The 20,260-nt window shown below is 70.1% G+C and carries 17 protein-coding genes; 8 read left to right on the top strand and 9 right to left on the bottom strand.

Annotation, left to right across the window (positions count from 1 at the left end; translation table 11 throughout):
• Nucleotides 1-109 precede the first annotated feature (109 nt).
• Complete coding sequence (locus IT184_06765) at nt 110-2,089, bottom strand: VCBS repeat-containing protein (protein ID MCC7008501.1); 1,980 nt, start codon at nt 2,087-2,089, stop codon at nt 110-112.
• A gap of 179 nt (nt 2,090-2,268) precedes the next feature.
• Here IT184_06765 and IT184_06760 point away from each other — a divergent pair, with 179 nt between their 5' ends.
• The 3 genes from IT184_06760 to IT184_06750 all read left to right on the top strand — a co-directional run bounded on the left by IT184_06760 (nt 2,269) and on the right by IT184_06750 (nt 6,269).
• On the top strand, nt 2,269-2,622 hold the full coding sequence (locus IT184_06760; protein ID MCC7008500.1) for a hypothetical protein: 354 nt from the start codon (nt 2,269-2,271) through the stop codon (nt 2,620-2,622).
• A 268-nt stretch (nt 2,623-2,890) separates the two neighbouring features.
• Nucleotides 2,891-3,955, top strand: a complete 1,065-nt coding sequence (locus tag IT184_06755; protein MCC7008499.1) for a substrate-binding domain-containing protein — start codon at nt 2,891-2,893, stop codon at nt 3,953-3,955.
• A 751-nt stretch (nt 3,956-4,706) separates the two neighbouring features.
• Entirely contained in the window at nt 4,707-6,269 is a 1,563-nt protein-coding gene (locus IT184_06750; GenBank protein MCC7008498.1) for a sugar ABC transporter ATP-binding protein, read from the top strand.
• On the opposite strand, the gene IT184_06745 is transcribed toward IT184_06750, so the two are convergent.
• The 6 genes from IT184_06745 to IT184_06720 form a co-directional block, all read right to left on the bottom strand.
• The gene (locus IT184_06745; GenBank protein ID MCC7008497.1) at nt 6,247-6,432 is read right to left on the bottom strand and encodes a hypothetical protein; all 186 of its coding nucleotides are present in this window, start codon (nt 6,430-6,432) and stop codon (nt 6,247-6,249) included. The two genes, IT184_06750 and IT184_06745, sit on opposite strands and share 23 nt — an antisense overlap.
• Before the next feature lie 55 nt (nt 6,433-6,487).
• The gene (locus tag IT184_06740) at nt 6,488-6,895 is read right to left on the bottom strand and encodes a Rieske 2Fe-2S domain-containing protein (GenBank protein MCC7008496.1); all 408 of its coding nucleotides are present in this window, start codon (nt 6,893-6,895) and stop codon (nt 6,488-6,490) included.
• A 230-nt stretch (nt 6,896-7,125) separates the two neighbouring features.
• Nucleotides 7,126-7,827 (bottom strand): 4Fe-4S binding protein, encoded by a 702-nt coding sequence (locus IT184_06735; protein MCC7008495.1) that lies wholly within the window; start codon nt 7,825-7,827, stop codon nt 7,126-7,128.
• Nucleotides 7,828-7,836: 9 nt separating this feature from the next.
• The gene (locus IT184_06730; GenBank protein MCC7008494.1) at nt 7,837-10,110 is read right to left on the bottom strand and encodes a molybdopterin oxidoreductase family protein; all 2,274 of its coding nucleotides are present in this window, start codon (nt 10,108-10,110) and stop codon (nt 7,837-7,839) included.
• Nucleotides 10,111-10,119: 9 nt separating this feature from the next.
• Nucleotides 10,120-12,447 (bottom strand): MFS transporter, encoded by a 2,328-nt coding sequence (locus IT184_06725; protein MCC7008493.1) that lies wholly within the window; start codon nt 12,445-12,447, stop codon nt 10,120-10,122.
• Nucleotides 12,448-12,473: 26 nt separating this feature from the next.
• A complete protein-coding gene (locus tag IT184_06720; GenBank protein ID MCC7008492.1) occupies nt 12,474-12,773 on the bottom strand; it encodes a hypothetical protein in 300 nt (99 codons plus the stop codon).
• A 293-nt stretch (nt 12,774-13,066) separates the two neighbouring features.
• Between IT184_06720 and IT184_06715 the strand changes: the two genes are divergently transcribed.
• Nucleotides 13,067-13,210, top strand: coding sequence for a YHS domain-containing protein (locus tag IT184_06715; GenBank protein MCC7008491.1), 144 nt, complete (start codon nt 13,067-13,069; stop codon nt 13,208-13,210).
• 25 nt (nt 13,211-13,235) lie between these two features.
• Nucleotides 13,236-15,665 carry a heavy metal translocating P-type ATPase gene (locus IT184_06710; GenBank protein ID MCC7008490.1) on the top strand — a complete coding sequence of 810 codons (2,430 nt, stop codon included), beginning with the start codon at nt 13,236-13,238 and terminating at the stop codon, nt 15,663-15,665.
• A 24-nt stretch (nt 15,666-15,689) separates the two neighbouring features.
• On the opposite strand, the gene IT184_06705 is transcribed toward IT184_06710, so the two are convergent.
• Nucleotides 15,690-17,345: an alkaline phosphatase family protein gene (locus tag IT184_06705; GenBank protein MCC7008489.1), complete on the bottom strand. Its 1,656-nt coding sequence runs from the start codon at nt 17,343-17,345 to the stop codon at nt 15,690-15,692.
• Nucleotides 17,346-17,423: 78 nt separating this feature from the next.
• On the opposite strand from IT184_06705, the gene IT184_06700 reads away from it, so the two are divergent.
• Both IT184_06700 and IT184_06695 read left to right on the top strand, forming a co-directional pair.
• On the top strand, nt 17,424-18,062 hold the full coding sequence (locus IT184_06700) for a histidine phosphatase family protein (GenBank protein MCC7008488.1): 639 nt from the start codon (nt 17,424-17,426) through the stop codon (nt 18,060-18,062).
• 10 nt (nt 18,063-18,072) lie between these two features.
• Entirely contained in the window at nt 18,073-18,258 is a 186-nt protein-coding gene (locus IT184_06695) for a hypothetical protein (GenBank protein MCC7008487.1), read from the top strand.
• Nucleotides 18,259-18,285: 27 nt separating this feature from the next.
• Here IT184_06695 and IT184_06690 read toward each other — a convergent pair whose 3' ends face one another.
• A complete protein-coding gene (locus IT184_06690) occupies nt 18,286-18,945 on the bottom strand; it encodes a PEGA domain-containing protein (GenBank protein MCC7008486.1) in 660 nt (219 codons plus the stop codon).
• A gap of 505 nt (nt 18,946-19,450) precedes the next feature.
• Between IT184_06690 and IT184_06685 the strand changes: the two genes are divergently transcribed.
• Entirely contained in the window at nt 19,451-20,257 is an 807-nt protein-coding gene (locus IT184_06685) for a prolipoprotein diacylglyceryl transferase (GenBank protein MCC7008485.1), read from the top strand.
• Nucleotides 20,258-20,260 lie beyond the last annotated feature (3 nt).

The raw sequence follows: 20,260 nt of genomic DNA, 5'->3' as shown, positions 1-20,260 counted from the left end.
CGTGAGGAAGGTTCGGTGAGCCGAGGCCAAATGACGACGCCATGCCGATCCAGGAAGGACCGGCATGGCGTCGTGGTGTGAATCGCCAGCGGCGCGCGTTCGCGCGCGGCTACTTGCTCTTGCTCAGGAACACGTACACGCCGTAGGCACCGGACGTCGCGATGTCGGGCACGCCGTCCTTGTTGAGGTCGGCGACCTCGAAGCTCGAGCCCACGCCGGACTTGTTGTGCACCAGCTCGGGGACGAACTCCGCACCGCCTTCCGCCTTCGGATTGCGGACGGTCCGGTAGATGTAGAGGACCGCCGGGCCGTACGGATCCGGGCCGCCGTAGTTCTCGAGGTGCGACCAGTAGCGCTTGCCGACGATCATGTCGGGGATCTTGTCGCCGTTCATGTCGGCGAAGCGTTCGGCGTGTGACTCGGAGAACGCCACGCCGCCCGGATTCTTCGCGGACAGATCACCGGCGATCTGGTGCTGGACGAACGATCCGTCCTTCTTCTGCTCGAACCAGACGAGACCCCATGCGTGGGCCGATCCGCCGATGACGTCGGTGAGCCCGTCGCCGTTGACGTCGTACACGCCCATCTCGCCGCCGCCGTTGCTGAATTCGTTCGCCGGCCAGAACGCCTTGTGGAACGTCCAGGGCGTCGTCTCGATGCCGCCCGCCGGCTGCTCGAACCAGCCGAGGGGCATGACGACGTCGAGGCGTCCATCGCTGTTGACGTCGCCAACGCCGAGCCCGTGCACGGTGACGGTCTGCTGGCCCGCGACGGAGATCGGATGAGACGTCCAGACGCCCGTCGGATTGGCTGGATCCGGATGCGCCCAGTTGTAGGCGCCGCCACCGCCGAAGAGCACCTCCGGTTTGCCGTCCTTGTCGAGATCCTTGAGCAGCACGATCTCGGTGTTGATGGTCGGCAGCACGCGATGCTTCGTCCAGCGCCGCGATTCGCCCTTCGGGTTGACGTAGAGATCCATCGGGCGCCCGCCGGTCATGCCCGACGCGAGGATGTCGGGCCATCCGTCGCCCGTGAAGTCAGCGGTCAGGTTGACCATGTCGGGCGCGTACTCGACGGCGGGGTTGTACATCCGGTCATCGCGGTAGATGCGCCGTTCGGTGAAGCTCGGGCCGGGGAACCAGAACGGTCCCGCCACGACGTCAAGGTTGCCGTCGTGGTTGATGTCGGACGCGGCGGCGGACCAGCCGTAGTAGAAGCTGTTGATTTCGATCGCGTTGTAGCGCGCGGACGTCACCGGCCGCGGATCGGCGATCGCGATCAGATCCTTCCACGCCACGTCCTTGAAGTGCACCTCACCGCTGCCCACGAAGAGCGCGACGGGACCGAACCCGGCCGCGTCGGCCTCGCCGATCGGGCCGCCACCACCCGGCACCGCGCGCAGGGTCGTGTTCGACACGATCACCTCGATCGGGTTCCAGTCGTTGGCTTTCAGTGCGGGCTGGCCGCCCCGGCCGCCGCCTCCGCCGCCACCGGCGGCTGCTGGCGCCGCGCCGCCACCCTGGCCCTGCCCACCGCCGCGCGCGGCACCACCGCCCTGGCCGCCACCGCCACCGGCGGGCGCCGCGGCGCCCGCCGCGCCGCCGGCACGCGCTGCGCCGCCGCCCTGGCCGCCGCCACCCCCGCCGCCGCCACGACCAGCCGGCGCGATCCGTTCACGGCCGGTTTCCTTGCCCTGCGCGTCGATCGTCACCGCGTACGTGCCGAGATCCCCGTCGCTCAGCGACAGGTAGATGCCGCGCATTCCACCGTCCGGCGTCTTCTGGGCTCGTAGCAGGATGCCGGCCGTGCAGGAACCCACGCACTTGTAGTTCGTGAAGAAATCGATGTCCTGGAAGCTCTTGTCCATGACGAGCCAGCCGCCGCCAGGCCTTGCCGTGCCGATGAGCTCGCCGCTCTGAGCCTTCCAGTCGGCGGCGCCGACGACGTGCCACCCGGCCAGGGTCGAGCCGGTGAAGGTGCCGTCGGGTTTGAAGTTCGGCGGATCGGCCGCGCGCAGGACCGGCACCAGGGCGCCGAGCGCCAGCGCCACAGCCGCGGCCGCGCGGATGACAGTGGGAGACGTTCTCATAGGGGGACCTCACAGGTCGGTTCGAGATCGAACGCGATGCCGGCCACGATAGCGCAAGTCGGGCAGGCGGGGCCAGCGCCGAGGAGATCGCCGGGCGGCAGGCGTGGCGAACGCCGGCATCCGGCCGTGCTTCCCGCCGGGTTGCGACGTGGCATCCCTCGTGCTAACACGGTGATCCGGTGGCTCTTGCATTTCAAACAGCGACGACGATCGATCCGGCGGACGATGTGCAGAAAGCGGCAGAACGGCTGGCGTTCGTCGAGGGGCGCGTGAGCGAGCTCTCGTCTGCGGTCGACGGTCTGCGGCACGGGATTGCCGGCGTCGACCAGCGCGTCGCCGCGTTGGAGGTCCGAATGGACCAGCGCTTCAGCACCGTCGACCAGCGGTTGGCGACGCTCGACGCGACAATGGACCGGCGCTTCAGCGAGGTCGACGCGAAGATGTCGCTCGAGTTCCTCTGGATGCTCGGCGTCCAGATCACGATATTCGCGGCGATGATCGGCACCATCCTCACGGCGTTCTTCGCGCGCTGAGCCCCAATCCGCTCTCGGCCGGCGTCCTCTCGCCGTCCATCGACGCTCTCCACTGCCGCAGCACCGATCGGCGGCGCTCGCGCGCACGGCCGTCCTGGCCGATTCCGGCCATACCGCGGCTCACTCCGGCCTGGCCTCGCGTTGTGCCGTGGATTGTCAGTTGTCGGTCGTGAGTCCTGAGTTCTGAGAGAGAATCGACGGCATGTCCCAGGAGATTCCCTGCTCGAGCTCCGTAACCCCAGACGTCCGTCGAGAATCGCGCCGAGGCTTGCGACTGAAGGCGCCGTGGCGGCTATGGACGATCGTCACGCTGGCGGCGCTGGTGGCCTCCGCGTGCGGATCGCCTGCGCCCGCTGGTGGCGGTGCTGCGGCCCCGGCTGGCCTGCGGATCGCCCTGATCGCGAAGAGCTCCACCAACCCCGTGTTCCTGTCGGCGCGCACTGGTGCGGAAGCGGCGGCCAAGGAGCTGTCGGCGAAGCACAGCGTGCCGGTCGAGATCGTCTGGATGACGCCGCCGACTGAAGACGGTCAGGTACAGGCGCAGCGCATCGCGCAGGCCGTGAACGAAGGCGCGCAGGCGATCTTGATCTCATGTTCGGATGCCGGCAAGGTCACCGGCGCCATCGACGACGCCGCGGCGCGCGGCGTGCCGGTCATGACGTTCGACAGCGACGCGGCCGGGTCGAAGCGCTTCGCGTTCTACGGCGTCGACGATCTGAAGACCGGCCAGGCCGTGATGGACGAGCTGGCGGCGCAGATGCACGAGCAGGGCGCGATCGCGATCCTCGCCGGCAATCAGAACGCCCCGAACCTGCGGCGCCGCGTGGACGGCGTCAAGGACGCGGCGAAGAAGTATCCGAAGATCCGCATCGTCGACACCTTCTACCACATCGAGACGCCACAGGACGCCGCGGCGGAGGTGATCCGCGTCCAGAACGCGTATCCGCAGATCCAGGGCTGGGCGATGATCGGCGGCTGGCCGCTGTTCACGCAGACGCTGCTCTCGGATCTCGATCCTTCGAAGGTGAAGATCGTGGCCGTCGACGCGCTGCCGGCGGAGCTGGCCTACGTGGAGAAGGGCCTCGCCCCCGTGCTGCTCGCGCAGCCGACCTACCTGTGGGGCTACGTCTCGGTGCAGCGCATCTTCGACAAGGTACGGCTGAAGCAGGACGTCCCGGAGATCATCCCAATGGATCTCGTCCGCGTGTCGAAGGACAACCTCGGTCAATGGGCGCGGCAGCTCAAGGACTGGGGATTCACCGACGTGCCGGAGCGGTTTCTGACGGGTACGACCGGTACGACCGGTACGACGGGTACGACAGGTTCCAGGTAGGTGTTGGTCGTCGAGGAGAAGCGCTCGTCGCGTCCGCTGTCATCTTCTTCTCGGTGAGGCGGTCGTTGTACGACAGGGACGACGGGTGCGACGGGTACGACAGGTCCAAGGTAGGTGTCGGTCGTCGCGGAGAAGCGCTCGTCGCGTTCGCTGTCATCTTCTTCTCGGTGAGGCGGTCGTTGTACGACAGGGACGACGGGTGCGACGGGTACGACGGGTCCCAGGTAGGTGTTGGTCGTCGAGGAGAAGCGCTCGTCGCGTCCGCTGTCATCTTCATCTCGGTGAGGCGCTCGTCGTACGACAGGGACGACGGGTTCGAGGTAGCTATACGTTGCCGTGGACAGGCGCTTGCCGCGTCCGGTGGTCATCTTCGTCGGGTACGACCAGGTACGACGGGTACGAGGGGTACGACAGGTCCAAGGTAGGCGTCGTTGTCGCGAAGAGGCGCTTGTCGCGTCCGGTTGTCATCTTCGTCAGGTACGAGCAGGGACGACAGGTGCGACAGGTTCTAGGTTGAAGTCATCGTCGAACCAATCGTACCCGTCGTACGACAAGCGCCTTTCCGAGGAAGAAGATGACCCGCGACAGCGCCCCCCTTGAACCAGTCGTACCCGTCGAACCAGTCGTACCCGTCGTACGACACGCGCCGTTCCGAGGAAGAAGATGACCCGCGACAGCGCCCCCCTTGAACCTGTCGTACCCGTCGAACCAGTCGTACCCGTCGTACGACAAGCGCCTTTCCGAGACGAAGATGACCAGCGATAGCGCCCACCTTGGACCTGTCGTACCCCTCGTACCTGTCGTCCCCGTTGTCTCCGAATTCCGTTCCATCACGAAGCGCTTTCCCGGCGTGCTCGCGCTCGACGACGTGAGCGTGGCGGTCGAGCGGGGAAGTTGTCACGCGCTCTGCGGAGAGAACGGCGCCGGCAAGAGCACGCTCGCGAAAGTGCTGGCCGGCATCCACCAGCCGGACGCGGGCGAGCTGCGGATCGACGGCGTGCCGGTGCGGTTCGGTGGGCCGACCGACGCGCTCGCGGCGGGCATCGCGATGGTGCACCAGGAGCTGTCGTTCTGCGAGAACCTGTCGGTCGCCGAGAACCTTTGCCTCGGTCGGATGCCGCGGCGCGGAGGCGTCGTCGATCGCGCAGCGACGCGGCGCCGGGCCGAGGCGCACCTGGCCGCGATCGGTGCCTCGCTCGACGTGGATCGGCCGGTCGGCGAGCTGACGATCGCGCAGCAGCAGCTCGTGCAGATCGCCGCCGCGCTGGGCCGGGGCGCCCGCGTCGTGATCTTCGACGAGCCGACGAGCAGCCTGTCGCAGCACGAGGCCGACCGGCTGTACGAGCTGATCGCCGCGCTCCGCGCGCGCGGCGTGACGTGCCTGTACGTCAGCCACCGGCTCGAGGAGGTGTTCCGGCTCGCCGACACGATCACGGTGCTGCGCGACGGCCGGCACGTCGCGACTCAGCCTGCCGCGTCGCTCGATCGGGCGGCGCTCGTCGAGCTGATGATCGGCCGCCGGCTCGACGAGTACTTTCCCGCGCACGTGCAGGGCACGCCGGGCGACGAGATCCTGCGCGTCGACGGGCTGAGCGCGCCGTCCGGCTTCGCCGACGTGTCGTTCGTCGTCCGCGCCGGTGAGGTGGTCGGCTGCGCCGGGCTCGTCGGTGCCGGCCGGTCGGAGGTCGCGCGCGCCATCTTCGGCGTCGATCCGCGCGCCGCGGGGCGCGTGTTCCTGCGCGGCACGCCGATCGACCCGGGCTCCGCCGCCGACGCGATCGCGCTCGGCATCGGCCTCGTCCCCGAGGACCGCAAACGCCAGGGGCTCGTGCCCTCGATGAGCGTGCGCGCGAACGGCGCGCTGTCGGTCATCGGCCGCCACGCCCGGCTGGGCATCGTCACCCGCACGGTCGAAGATCGAATCGTGGCGCCCTGGTTCTCGCGTCTCGGCGTGCGAGCGAAAACGCTCGACGCGCCGGTCGCCGCGCTGTCGGGCGGCAATCAGCAGAAGGTCGTGCTGACGAAGTGGCTGGCGGCCCGCTGTTCGCTGCTCATCATCGACGAGCCGACGCGCGGCGTCGACGTCGGTGCCAAAGCGGAGATCCACGCGCTCGTCGACGAGCTGGCGGCGAACGGCACCGCCATCCTGTTGATCTCGAGCGAGATGCCAGAGATCCTGCATCTGTCGACCCGCATTCTGGTCTTCCGCGACGGCCGGATCGCCGGCGAGCTCTCGCGCGCTCAGGCGACGCAGGATCGGCTCATGCGCCTGATGGCGGGCGTCGAATCCGTCAGCGTGGCCGCGTCCGGTTGATCCGCCCGAGATAGCGCAGCAAGCCGGCGTTCAGGCCGAGACACACGGCGCTCGCCAGCGCCGCCGGCCACACGACCGCGTCGTCGCCGCCGAGGTACGCGTTCATCGTGGCCGTGAGCAGCCAGAGCTGCAGGATGACGATGATGACGACGAAGCCGAGCATGCCGTAGACGATCGTCGTGCGCTGATCGCGGGTGAAGGGGCGGCGGAGCGGCACGTCACACCGTCCTCACGGTGACGCCCACCGCATACACGTCGCGGCCTCGGACCTCGAGCTCTACCGCGGGCAGCGGCCGGGACGGTGGTCCGGCGATCGGCCGCCCGTCGTCGAGCGCGAACGCGCCGTTGTGACAGGGGCAGTGGAGGATGCCCTCCTCGGGACGGGGCACCACCGCGCACGAGAGGTGCGTGCACTTCTGGCTGTAGGCGACCAGATCCGACTCGCCGACGCGAATCAGCAGACACGGGTCGTGCTCGGTCGGGTAGGTGAAGGCGAGCACGCCGCCGACGTCGAGATCGTCCAGCGACGTGATGCGGCGCGCGGGCAGCACGTCGGCGCGCCGGTGCAGCCACGCCTGCACCGCGATCCAGATCTGGCCGGCCGTCATGGCCGCGCTCGTCAGCACGAGGAACTTCAGGAAGTCGCGCCGCTCGACGTGCTGGTCGACGGGCCAGTCGATCGGAAAATCCTGGCGCCATGCCGGCTGGGCGTCGGGCGGCTGGAAGTCGGGCGCCACGCTGATGTGCTCGGTGGCCGGTGGCGTGTACACGTTCGCCGGCGTCGTCCCGGCGAGGCCTTCCCGCCTGGCCGAATCGAGCCGGGCGTCGATCGCCCCAGCATCCACGGGTCGCGTGCTCACGAGGGCACCTCCACGGCCGCAAACGGATCGGTCGCATCGGCCGGCGCGGCGCCGGTGCGGTCCGATGCTGGCGGCGGCACGAGCGTCAGGCGGACGGCGCGGGCCGGCGGTCGATCGTCGAGGGCGGCGGTCACGTCGACGAGGGGCGCCGGCGCCGCCAGACGGCGCGGCGCCATGACGAAGACGCCGGTCGTGATCGCCTGGCCGCCGAACTGAAAGCGGTTCGTCGGGATCGATTGCGGCCGAAGCTGATCGATCTGCTCGCGCGTGCCGAAGAAGAGCGCCTGGCTCGGGCAGACGGTGGCGCACATGGGCTTCTTGCCGGCGCTGGTCCGGTCGTAGCACATGTCACACTTCATCATGATCTTGCGCTCGTCGTAGAGCTCGGGGACGCCGAACGGGCACGCCAGCACGCAGTTGCCGCACGCGATGCAGCGCGGCTTGCGCGCCGACTGCACGACGCCGTCGGCCGTGCGTTTGATCGCATCGGCCGGGCACACCTCCGCGCAGGTCGGCTGCTCGCAGTGCATGCAGACGACCGGTACCGTCTGCGTGCTGCGCGATCGATCGACGTACTCGAGGTGGATCATCGAGTCGCCGCGATGCGTGTCGCACTCCGTGCAGGCGTGCACACAGGCCTGGCAACCGATGCAGCGGCTCGGATCGATGAAGAAGAAGAGGGAGTCGGGCTTGGCCATGGCGTGCCATCACTGCTGAGGTTCGAGCGCGGCGGCGTACGGCGGCGGGCCGTCCGCCTTGCGCACGCGGCATCCGCAGACCTTGTATTGCGGGATGCGGCTGATCGGATCCTGGGCCGCGACGGTGAGCTGGTTGACGCTCTTCGGTCCGGCCCAGTGATAGGGAACGAACACCGTGTCGGGGCGGATCGTCGTCACGACCGAGGCACGCACCGTCATCGACCCTCGCCGTGTCTCGACCGTCGTCCAATCGCCGTCGGCGATCCCGAGGGTGCCGGCGAGGCGCGGGTGCATCTCGACGCGCGGCTCGGGGTACTGGCGCACGAGCGGCCCGATGCGGCGCGTCTGCGTGCCGGACAGGAACTGGCTCACGACCCGGCCGGTCGTCAGCAGCACCGGGTACTCCTCGCTCGCGTCGTCGACCGGCGGGCGGTACTCGGCGACGTTGAAGCGCGCACGGCCGTCGGGGAAGTAGAAGGGACCGGCGCCCTTGGCGACGGGGTTGTAGCTGCCCGGCTCGAAGAGGCGCGGCGTGCCCGGATGATCGGCGAGCGGCGCACCGGAGCGCGGGTCTTCGCTGTAGCAGGGCCAGAAGACGCCCATCTCGCGCTCGACCTTCTCGTAGGTCACGCCGGAGTAGTCGGCGACGCCGCCCTTGCTCGCAACGCGCAGCTCCTCGAAGATGGCGCGTGGCGAGTCGAACGTGAAGCCGCGCTCGCGGCCGAGCGCGCGTGCGACGTCCTGGACGATCCGCCAGTCCTCGCGCGCCTCGCCCGGGCACGGAATGGCCTTGTTGATCTTGATGATCCGGCCCTCGACCTGCGTCACCGTGCCTTCGTCCTCCTCCTGCAGGCTGCCCGGCAGCACGACGTCGGCGTGCCGTGCGGTGTCGCTGAGGAAGAAATCGATCGCGGTGAAGAACTCGAGCTTGTCGAGCGCGCGCGTGACGAACGACGCGTCGGGCAGCGAGATCTTCGGGTTGAAGCAGATCGCGACGAGCGCCTTGATCTCGCCCGCATCGATCTTGCGGAACATCTCGTACGCGTCCACGCCAGGGCCCGGCAGGTCGCGCTCGTCCATGCCCCAGACGCCCGCGATGTAGTGCCGATGCTCCGGGACCGAGATGTCGCGCCATCCGGGCAACTGGTCGCACTTCTGGCCGTGCTCGCGGCCGCCTTGCCCGTTGGCCTGGCCGACGATGGTGCCGTAGCCGCTCTTGGGCGTGCCGATCCGGCCGCTGGCCAGCACGAGGTTGATCGTGCCGAGGGCGTTCTGAACGCCGTTGGAGTGATGTTCGATGCCGCGCGCGTGGAAGAGGAAGCTCGACGTCGCGGTGCCCCACCATTCGGCGGCCTGCAGGATGCTCCGCGCCGGCACGCCCGTGACGTCCGCCGTGCGGGCCAGCGGCCATTCCCGGCAGTACGCGGCGACCTCGTCGAAGCCGGTCGTCGACGCCTCGATGAACGCGTGGTCGATCCAGTCGCGTTCGATCATGATCCGAAGGACGCCGGCGAAGAGCGCGGCGTCGCGGCCGGGTCTGACCGGCAGGTACAGATCGCACGTCCGGGCGACCGGGGTGATTCGCGGATCCTGGATGATGATGCGCGCGCCCTGCTCGCGCGCCTGCCAGAGATAGTTCGTCGTGATCGGCGAGCACTCGGCGACGTTCGATCCGGCGACCCAAATCACCTCGGTGCCGACCATGTCGGACCACGGGCTCGTCGTGCGATCGATGCCGAACGCCTTCTTGTTGGCGGCGCCGGCGCTCACCATGCACAGGCGGCCGTTGTAGTCGATGTAGCGCGTGCGCAGGCACATGCGGGCGAACTTGCCGAGCAGGTAGGTCTTCTCGGTCGTGAGGCTGGCGCCGCCGAGCACGCCCACGGCGTCAGGCCCATGCACCGTCTGCAGCCGCTCGATCTCGCGCGCGACGCGGGCGATGGCGTCCGCGTATGGCACGGATCGGAAGCCGCCGGGCGACGACGGCGATCGCTCGAGCGCGGTGAGCAGCCGGTCGGGATGCGCGCCCTGCAGGTAGCGCTTGACACCCTTCGGACAGAGCATGCCGCGGTTGAACGGGAAGTCCTCCCACGGCTCGAACCCGATCACGACGTTGTCGCGCGTCTTGAGCTGGATGCCGCACTGCTGGCCGCAGAAGCAGCAGTGCGTCTTCACCAGCCGCTCCGGCTCGACGCTCGTGGAGAGCCGAACGCCGCTCATCGACGAGAGGTGCGGGCCGAAGCGTTCGATGATTTGCTGAGGATCCGCCGGAAGGGTCGCCATCTCTCCTGATCAGTCCTTGATCCCGGCCCAGAGCGCGCCCTGCGCCAGGCCGAACAGCGCGCGGCGGCAGCGCGGGCAGATCTGCTGGTAGTGGCTGCCGTCCGGCATCTCGTAGCGGAAACCCAGCTCGCGTTCCACGACGGTGAGGTCGTCGACGAGCGGCGCCGCCGCGTACGCGGCGCCGCAGCGCCGGCACCGCGCCGCCTCGCCGTTGGCGATCGCGTCCTTGTAGACGCCGACGCCGAGCTGCGCCGGGCGCTGGAACACGTGGAAGAGCTTGCCGAACGGCAGCCAGAGCAGCGTCAGGATGACGGTGCTGGCGTGCAGGATCGCGAGGAAGTCGTACGCGTACCCCCGCATCCACGTGTAGCTGGCGGTCAGCATCAGCCCCGTCACGCTGATCGCGAAGAGCAGCAGCAGCGGCAGGATGTCCTGGCCGAACTGCTGCGTCGCGACGGCGCCGTGATCGATCATGCGCCGGCGGAACGCGATGACGACCCCGGCGATGACGAGCAGCGACGACCACACGAGGCCGTGGAACAGCAGGAACGCGATCGGCGACTCGACGGGGAATTCCTGCACCGGCACGCCGAACAGGAACGCGCGGTAGCGCTCGAGATCGCCCGGGACGGTCTCGAAGTGGATCCAGCCCCAGACGAGCGGGAACGTGATCGCCGCGGCCAGCACGCAGCCCCACATGATCAGCCAGTGCGCGGCGCCGCGCAGGGCGCCGCGGCGGAAGATGAACCGATTGCCGGCCACGTCGGCGACGGCCCGCCCGGCGAGCTTCCACGCCTGCGGCCAGCCGCGCCGGCGCCCCAGGAAGGCTTCCCAGCCCCGCCGCCAGTACATGCGCGTCGGCGGCCGGTCCAGCCACATCGCGTACCGGTACGTGATCCCGAACGTTGCGAAGAGTGTGGCGAACGTGTAGCCGACGAGCGCCGCATCGAAGTGCTGCAGGTTGCGCGAGCCGATCACGACGGCGGCGGCGAGCGCGAGGGCGAGCAGCGCACCCCAGGCCGCCGCGCGCACACGCTCGACGCGCTGCCGCAGGTCGATCGGCAGCGCCTGGTGCCGGATCACGTCGGTGGGCCGGAACATGCGCCGCGTGGCCGCGCGCAGCGCGAGCGCGGTCGCCGACAGCAGCACGAACCCCGGCCAGTACGTGCCGAGCGCATCGCGGAACCCGCCGAGCAGCAGCGGCGGGAAGAAGCCGCCGAGCCCGCCGAGCGCGCCGACGAGGCCGGTGACGACGCCGGTCGCCGCGGGAAAGTGCTCCGGCACGAGCCGGAACACCGCGCCGTTGCCGAGCCCCATGAACGCGGCGCAAACGAGCGCGCCCACCGTGAGCGGCACCATCGACGGCCAGGCCAGCAGCAATCCGAAGACGGCGATGCCGCCGAGCGCCCACGACAGCACTTCGGCGCCGCCGATCCGATCGGCCAGCCAGCCGCCGAGTGGCCGCACCGCCGTCGCGAGCGCGACGAAACCGGCCGTCCGGAGGCCGGCATCCTCGGCCGAGACGCCGAGCGTGGCGAGCAACGTCGGCAGGTACAGCGCGAGCGCGACGAAGCCGCCGAACGTAAGGAAGTAAGCACCGCCGAGCACCCACGCCGACGGCGCGCCGCGCAGGAGGGCGATGAGCGACGGCGGCGGGGCGGGCGCGGGGCGAGCCGGCGCGTTTCGCGCAAGGACAGCGAAGGCGATCGCCCAGACGATCAGCACGGCCGCCGTCAGGCGGAACGTGCCTGCCCATCCGATGCGGGCGGCGGCGAGCGGACCGAACGCGACGGCCATCGACTGGCCGGCCGTGCCGAGGCCGTAGAGCCCCAGCGCGAGGCCCTGCCGGTCGGGCGGCGTCCACCGCGAGACGAAGACCACGCCGACCGAGAACGTCGATCCGGCGAGGCCGAGAACGAAGAGCGCCGCGATCAGGCTGTGGTAGCTCGTCGTCATCGACACGAGCCACGCGCTGGCAGCGGAGACGACGAGCAGGACGACGAAGACGACGCGGCCACCGACGCGATCCGCGAGGATGCCGACCGGCAGCCTGGCCGTGGATCCGAGCAGCACCGGCACGGCGACGAGCAACCCCGTCTCTGTGGCGTTCAGGCCGTACAGCGCCTGGAACTCGGGGGCCAGGCCGCTGATGAGCCCCCACGCGGCGAATGACAGCGCGAACGACGCTGTCGCCAACCACAGCGCCTGCTGTTCGTGTCGTGCGTCGATGACGACCTCGCGGCGGCGCGGGTCACACACGCGCCGGAACGATTGCGCTGGGGAGCCTTCAGTCTGATCTGCGGCCCACAGGCTGTCAAGACACCCCGCGGCGCGCATCGGTGCGCCGCGGGGTATCGACGCGCCTACGACTCGACCATGTAGATCTCGCGGCGTCCGTGATCGATGAGATCGTGATACCCCTTCATCGCGTCCTGGAACTCCTTCATCTGCGCCGATTCGCGCGACGTCTTCGTGTACTCCTCGAGACTGCGGACCTCCATTTCCGAGACGACCGTCCAGTAACGTTCCGCGCTCACATCGGTCATCACCCGCATCTTCCCGAAGCCCATCTGCTCACTGAGCTTCGAGAGCGCCAGGAACTTGTCGACCATCTGACGGGCCTTGCCAGGCTTGCAGTACATGATGTCTCGCACGAGAAACATGAGCCCCCCTTTGTGGAGAGGAGAACCATACAAGGGCAAAGGGCAGAGGGCAAAGGGCAAAGGTAGAGGGGAAAGGGGAAAGGGAGGGGGAAAGGAGAAAGGGAGAAAGGAGAAGGAGAGAAGGGGAGAAGGGGAGAAGGAGAGAAGGAGAGAGAAGAACGTGGGCCAGCGTGAGTCCGTTCATGTCGCCTGTCGTACCATTCGTACCTGTCGTACCCGTCGTACCCGCCCGTGCCTGTCGTACCCGCCGCAGACCTGTCGTACGATGGACGAAGCAGCGAAGGAGGTATTCGATGGAGAAAGACCCGGTGTGCGGCATGATGGTCGATCCGGCCAAGGCGGCCGGCAGCAGCGTGTACAACGGCAAGACCTATTACTTCTGCGCGAAGGTGTGCAAGACGAAGTTCGACGCGAACCCGCAGCAGTACGTGAAGTGACGCGGGGCCGGCGGTCCGCGTCGTGATGGCGACCCCTTCGTCGACCAGCGCGCCGCCCGACGAGGTCGTCGATCCCGTGTGCGGGATGACGATCTCGCCGGCCGACGCCGTCGGCCATCTCGAGTTCGAGGGCCGCACCTACTACTTCTGCGCCGAGAGCTGCCTCGAGCGGTTCGGCGAGGACCCCCGCGCGTTTCTCGACCCCGGCCCGCCCGCGCCGGTGAGCGCCGAGGACGCGGCCCGCGAGTACACCTGCCCGATGGATCCGGAGATCTGCCAGCTCGGGCCTGGCCCCTGTCCGAAGTGCGGCATGGCGCTCGAGCCGGTCGAGGCGGCGCCGCTCACGAGGACGGAGTGGACGTGCCCGATGCACCCGGACATCGTCCGCGACGCGCCTGGTGCCTGCCCGGTCTGCGGCATGGCGCTCGAGCCGCGTACCGTCTCGGTGGACGAGCGCAATCCGGAGCTCGACGACATGACGCGCCGGTTCTGGACGTCGCTGGCGTTCACGGCGCCGCTCCTCGCCTTCATGATCGCCGACCTGCTGCCGGGGCAACCCGTGGTCCATGCGCTGCCGCACGGCTCGCGCAACTGGATCCAGCTCGTGTGTGCCGCGCCGGTCGTGATCTGGGGCGGCCGGCCGTTCTTCGAGCGCGCCTGGACGTCCGTACGGAACCGCAGCCTCAACATGTTCACGTTGATCGCGCTCGGCGTCGGCGCGGCGTTCGGCGACAGCGTGGTCGCGACCGTCGCGCCGGGCGCGTTCCCGGCGTCGGTGCGCGTCATGGGCGAGGTGCCGACGTACTTCGAGCCTGCGGCGGTCATCGTCGTGCTCGTGCTGCTCGGCCAGGTCCTGGAGCTGCGCGCGCGCTCGCGCACGAGCGCGGCAATCCGCGGCCTGCTCAGCCTCGCGCCGCCCGTGGCGCACCGTCTCGACGCTGCGGGACACGAGGCGCCGATCCCGCTGGCCGACGTGCGCGTCGGCGACCGGTTGCGCGTCCGGCCTGGTGAGCGCGTGCCGGTGGACGGCGTCGTCGTCGACGGCGTGACGACGGTCGACGAATCGATGTTGACCGGCGAGCCGGTGCCGGTGGAGAAGCCCGCCGGCGCGAAGGTCACGGGCGGCACCGTCAACGGCACCGGCAGCGTCGTGATGATGGCCGAACGCGTGGGGCGCGACACGCTGCTCGCGCGGATCGTGCGCCTGGTCACCGAAGCGCAGCGATCGCGCGCCCCGATCCAGCGCCTGGCCGACACGGTCTCCGCGTGGTTCGTGCCGGCGGTCATCGCGGCGTCGGCGGCGACGTTCGTCGTGTGGCTCGTCGTGGGGCCCGCTCCGCAGTTGTCGCACGCGCTCGTCAACGCCGTTGCCGTGCTCATCATCGCGTGCCCGTGCGCGCTGGGGCTCGCCACGCCGATGTCCATCATGGTCGGCACCGGGCGGGGCGCCGAAGCGGGCGTGCTGGTCCGTCGCGCCGAAGCGCTCGAGGTCATGGAGCAGGTGACGGTCGTCGTCGTCGACAAGACCGGCACGCTCACGGAGGGCCGGCCGTCGCTCGCGACGATCGTCGCGGTCACGGGCCGCGACGACGAGTTGCTGCAGCGTGTGGCGAGCCTCGAGCATGCGAGCGAGCATCCGCTGGCCGGCGCGATCGTCCGCGCCGCGCGCGAGCGAGGCCTGGCGCTCGCCGACGTCCGCGAGTTCGAGTCGATCACGGGACGGGGTGTCGCCGGCATCGTGGACGGCCGGCAGGTGCTGGCGGGCAACCTCGCGCTCTTCGAGGAGCGATCCGTGTCGATGGCCGCGCTCGTCCCGATGGGCGAAGCGCGCCGGCGCGAGGGCGAGACGGTGATGTTCGTCGCCATCGACGGCACGCCGGCCGGATTCGTCGGCGTGGCGGATCCGATCAAGTCCACGGCCCGCGAGGCCGTCGACGCGCTTCACCGCGAGGGCGTGCGCGTCATGATGCTGACGGGCGACAACAGGACCACGGCGGAGGCGGTGGCGCGGCAGCTCGGCATCGACGAGATCGAGGCCGACGTGCTGCCGGAGCGCAAAGCCGCCGTCGTGAGGCGGCTTCAGGAGCAGGGCGCGAAGGTCGCGATGGCCGGCGACGGCATCAATGACGCGCCGGCGCTCGCGCAGGCCGACGTCGGCATCGCGATGGGCACCGGCACCGACGTCGCCATGGAGAGCGCCGCCGTCACGCTCGTCCGCGGCGACATCCGCGGGATCGTTCGCGCGCGGCGCCTCAGCCGCGCGACGCTGCGCAACATCCGCCAGAACCTCTTCTTCGCGTTCGTCTACAACGTGATCGGCGTGCCGGTGGCGGCCGGTGTGCTCTATCCGGTCGTCGGCCTGCTCCTCAGCCCGATGATCGCGAGCGTGGCGATGACGTTCAGCTCCGTGTGCGTGATCACGAACGCTCTGCGCCTGCGGCGCGTCAGCCTCTGAGCGGGTGCGCACCGGGCGGTGGGCTCACGGCCGGTCAACCGGCCGTAGCCGCCGTCCGGCATCGACGTACTCGTGGCCGTCGATCGCCGACAGATCCAGTTCCGCTCGATAGGCGCCCGACGCCGTGCGGATCGTCCGGCGGGTCGCGCGCGGCATCGGTCCATCGTGCAGCAGCTCACGCAGCACGCGTCCGCGTCCGGCGGCCGGGCCCGGCACGGCGGTCGAGAGGCCGAAGACCTGCAGGATGGTCGGGGCGACGTCGGCGAGCGAGACCGGCGCGTCGATACGCGCACGCCGTTTGAAGTCCGGCCCTGCCGCGATGAACGTGTTGCGGACGACCCACGGCGAGAGGCCGCCGTGTCCGCTGGCGCCGCCGGCGACCGGGCCGGTCGCCGCGCTGGCGATCGTGTGGCTGCCCGGCACGCCGAAGGCGTTCGGCGCGTCCGACCACGGCAGCGAGACGATGACGTCCGGGGCGCGCGTGGGGTGCGCGATCTGCAGCACGTCGAACGAAAACGTGCCCGGCACGCCGCCCTCGCCATTGCGCCCGCCCGCCGTGAAGATCACGTCGGCCCACGGCGCGCGCTGCAGCCAGCCGACGATCGCGGCGATCCGCGCGCGGTCGTGCCCGGCCACGTGAACGAGCAGCGACTCGCTCTGGCTGGCGACGATGACGTCGGTGGACGTGCGGTCGGCTTTCAGGCCCGCAGCGACGAGCGCGCCGACGGCGTCGACGCCGTCGGCATGACGCGCGAACCCGTGGTCCGAGGTGACGATCACGTTGGTCACGGCCAGCTCGCCGCGCGACGCGAGCACCGCCAGCGTGTGGCCGATGCTCGCGTCGATCTCCCTGAGCGCCGAGATCGCCGCCGGCGAGCCGACGCCGTCGGCGTGCTGCGCGGAGTCGAGCGGCCCCAGCCAGTCGATGACGACGTCCGGACGGAGATCCGGCAGCACGAGCTCGCGCAGCACCGTGTCGGTCCACCGCATCTGCCCGAGGTCGTCCGGATCGGGCGGTGGCGCGCCGAAGCGTGTGAGGACGGCGTCGCTCACGGCCGGCGGATAGGCGGCCGTCGTGCCGCGCTCGAACAACCCGTGAATCACCACGCCGGCTCCGTGCCGCGCCTCCGGATTGAGCAGGAAGCCGTTGCCGGTCGATCCGGAACTGACGGTCACGAGCGTGCGGCCGTGGCGCCGCAAAAGTTCGCCGAGCGTCTCGGTCGTGACGACGCGCCCGGCGGTTGCATCGAGCGCCAGCAGTCGGCGATAGTCGCCGGTGTCGAACGGCGTGCGCACGTCGACGCTCGCGACGAACATGCTGTTGCCGACGATCCCGTGACGAGACGGGTACGTGCCGGTCGACAGCGTCGCCGCGTTCAGCCGCGTGACGGTGGGGAACACGGAGTGGCTGTTGGCGTACTCGACGCCCTCGTCGCGCAACCTCGCGAGCGTGGGCGTGATGCCCGGCGTGATGGCGTCCGGCCGCAGCCCGTCGACGACGAAGATCGCGAAGCGCCGGCGAGCCGTCTCGCGGTCCGACTGGGCGCCCAGGGCGGTCCAGCCGGCAAGCGCCGCCAGCACGAGCAACGCGACGCCGCGCCGGATCGGCGAGCGGCGTGCTGCGCGTCCATCCGTGCGCGACGAACGAGGCTCGGCGGCCGAGGCTGGTGAACGTGCCATGCTGAAGCGCTCGACTGTTCTACGGCTCGACTTCCGCGAAGTCAACCACGGAAGAGGGAAGACGGAAGAGGAGGACTGATGGTCCGTTCGTTTCGGCAGGTCGTCCGCGCGCTTGGGTCGCAAGCGGCCGTGGCGCTCGCGATCGCGGCGGGGGTGTCGGCCGCGGGCGCTCAGGCGCCCGCCGCCACGATCGTCGTGCTGGTGCGCCACGCGGAGCGCGCGGCGCTGCCCGCCGACGATCCGCCGATCAGCGACATCGGAGAGGTGCGAGCGCGGGCGCTCGCGGCCGCGCTCGCCGACGCGCACGTGACGACCGTCATCACCTCGTCCCGCCGGCGGACCACCGATACCGCGCGCCCGCTGCTGGAGGCGCGGCATCTGGCGCCGGAGATCGTCGGCGTCGCCGAGGGTCTCGACGTTCAGGTCGCGAATGTGGCGGCCGCCGTCCGCCGCCAGCCTGGCGGGCTCGTGCTCGTCGTGGGACACAGCAACACGGTGCCGGCGATCGTGCACGCGCTGGGAGGCCCCAGGCTGCCCGATCTTTGCGACAACGAGTACGCGACGATGTTCGTGATGGAACTGGCCAGCCAGCCGGGCGCGGCGTCCCGCCTCATCCGCACGCACTACGGCACACCCGACCCGCCGGGCGCCGGCGCCTGCGCGCCGGCGCCGCACGCGCAGGTTGCACCATCCACCGCTGGCGCGGGCCCCAAATGAGGCGCCAGCGATGAAGTCACGCCACTGGATCGTGCTCGGCTGTCTGGCCGCGGCCTCGGCGCTCTTGTTCGTCCGGCGTTCGGATCCCGGCGCGCTGCCGGAGCCGCGTTGGATCTGGGACGGAGGCTACTGGGTGCTGATCGTGGTGGCGATCGCCGCCCTTGTTCGGCGGCGATCGCCACCACGCGAGCGATGATGGCGCGGATGCCGTCGACTCATCGCGTCAGCGGGCCTGCAGCGTCACGTCGAGCTTCGTGGCCGCGCCTTCGGACAGCTCGATGCCCGTCTTGAACGCCTGGTAGCCCTCGCGGCGGACTTCGAGTTGATGCGCACCGGCCGGAACGTGCACGACGAGCTCGGACCGGCCGTCGAGGTCCAGCCAGACCTCGCCGTCGATGACCACGTGCGCGTCGGCCGGCGTCACGCGCAGCGTCAGGATCCCAAACGGTGATGCGGGGCGATCGCCCGATTCGGCTGAGGGCGTCGTCCAGCTCTCCGGCACCGCTCGCGGTGCCGCGAGCGGTGCCGCGGCCTCGCCGGCTCTCAGCCGGCGCATGACGTGCACGACGTCGCGCGTGTCGCCCGGCTGCAGGTAGAGCCGCTCGCGCCAGGTTTCGTAGCCGTCGAGGCGGAACGTGACCTCGTGCTCGCCCGCAGGGAGATAGAGCCGCTGGAAGACGCCGTCGAAGTCGTCGACGAGGCCGGCGTAGTAGCCGTTCACGTACACCTCCGTGTCGACAGGCTTCACGCGCGTCCTCAACGCGCTCACCGCGTACCGCGCCTGGCCGGCGAACGGGCCGGGGTACGGATAGAACGGACCGTAGTACGGGCCGTAGTAGAACCCGAAATACGGGTGGTAGTAGAAGCCCCGGTGGACGCTCACCGGTGGGAAGTAGTAGCGATGTGGCGGCGCGTAGTACGTCGGCGGCGGGACGCGCGGCGGCGGCGACGGACGGTGACGCGGCTCGGTGGGCCGTGGCTTCGCGCGCTGATCGGGAGCCGGCCGCGGTTCGGCGTTCCGAGGCTGCGCCGTTGACTGCGGCGTTGAGCGAGGTTGCGCGCGGTCGGGTTCGGCTTTCGGTTCAGGCGCCTTCGGTTCCGAGGATCGCGGCGCAGCCGAGCGTGGCGGCGGCTGGGCCGCGGGCGGGCTCGTGTCCTGGCTGCGCGGCCGAGCCTGGCCCGCCGCGCTGGCGACGGGCCAACCGGGCGAAGCCGCCGTGACCGTGAGAAGCGTGATGCCAATCAGGATGGTTCGTCTCATGTCGTGTTCCCGGCGCTGGCACTTCGACGAAGAGCAACTGGCGTTCCACGACTCAGCGCGCGTCGTCGCGGCCCATTCACTCGATTGACGGCCTGGCCGCCTCGACCTTCCGGAGAATTGGCCGGACGTGCGGGATAATGCAGACGGCACCTCCGTGTATCCCGTCGTCTTCCGCATCGGCACGTTCGAGATCACGTCCTTCGGGTTGTTCGTCGCGCTCGGCGCACTGGCCGGGCTCTGGGTGCTGCAGCGTGAGCTCCGGCGCAGCGGATTGCCCGAGGCCGCGCTCGACGCGGCCGTCGCAGGACTCGTGGGCGGCTTCGCCGGCGCGAAGCTGCTCTGGACGGCCGAGCACGTCGGCGAGGCGCCGCTCGCCTCGCTGCTCTTCAGCCGCGGCGGCTTGAGCTGGTTCGGCGGCTTCGCCGGCGGGCTCGGCGCCGGCCTGGCCTACATGCGCCTGCACCGGGTGCCGGTGCTGCCGGTGCTCTCCGCGGCCACGCCCGCGCTGGCCATCGGCCACGCCCTCGGACGCGTGGGCTGTTTTCTCGTGGGCGACGATTACGGCCGGCCGACGAGCCTGCCGTGGGGCGTCGCGTTTCCCGAGGGGCTGCCGCCGACGACTGAACGCGTCCACCCGACGCAGTTGTACGAAGCGGTCGTGCTGGTCCCGCTCGCGCTGCTGCTCCTGCGCTGGCGGCGGGCTGGCGTGTCGGATCGGATCGTCCTCGGGCGCTACCTCGTCGCTGTCGGCGTCCTTCGCTTCGCCATCGAGTTCATTCGGGTCAACGAGCGCGTGCTCGGCCCGCTGACCGTCGCACACGTCGCGGCGCTCGTGACCGCGCTGGCGGGTGTGACGTGTCTCGTCGTGCGAACCTCGTCTCGCGGGCGGCCGCGTTCCTCGTCGGGGCGATCCGCGGCGTCGCGCGCCCGCTGAGAT

Source organism: Acidobacteriota bacterium (assembly GCA_020853395.1).
Lineage (GTDB): Bacteria > Acidobacteriota > Vicinamibacteria > Vicinamibacterales > SCN-69-37 > JADYYY01.
The sequence above is the reverse complement of the archived record's forward strand: the minus strand, read 5'-3'. Positions and strand labels throughout refer to the sequence as shown.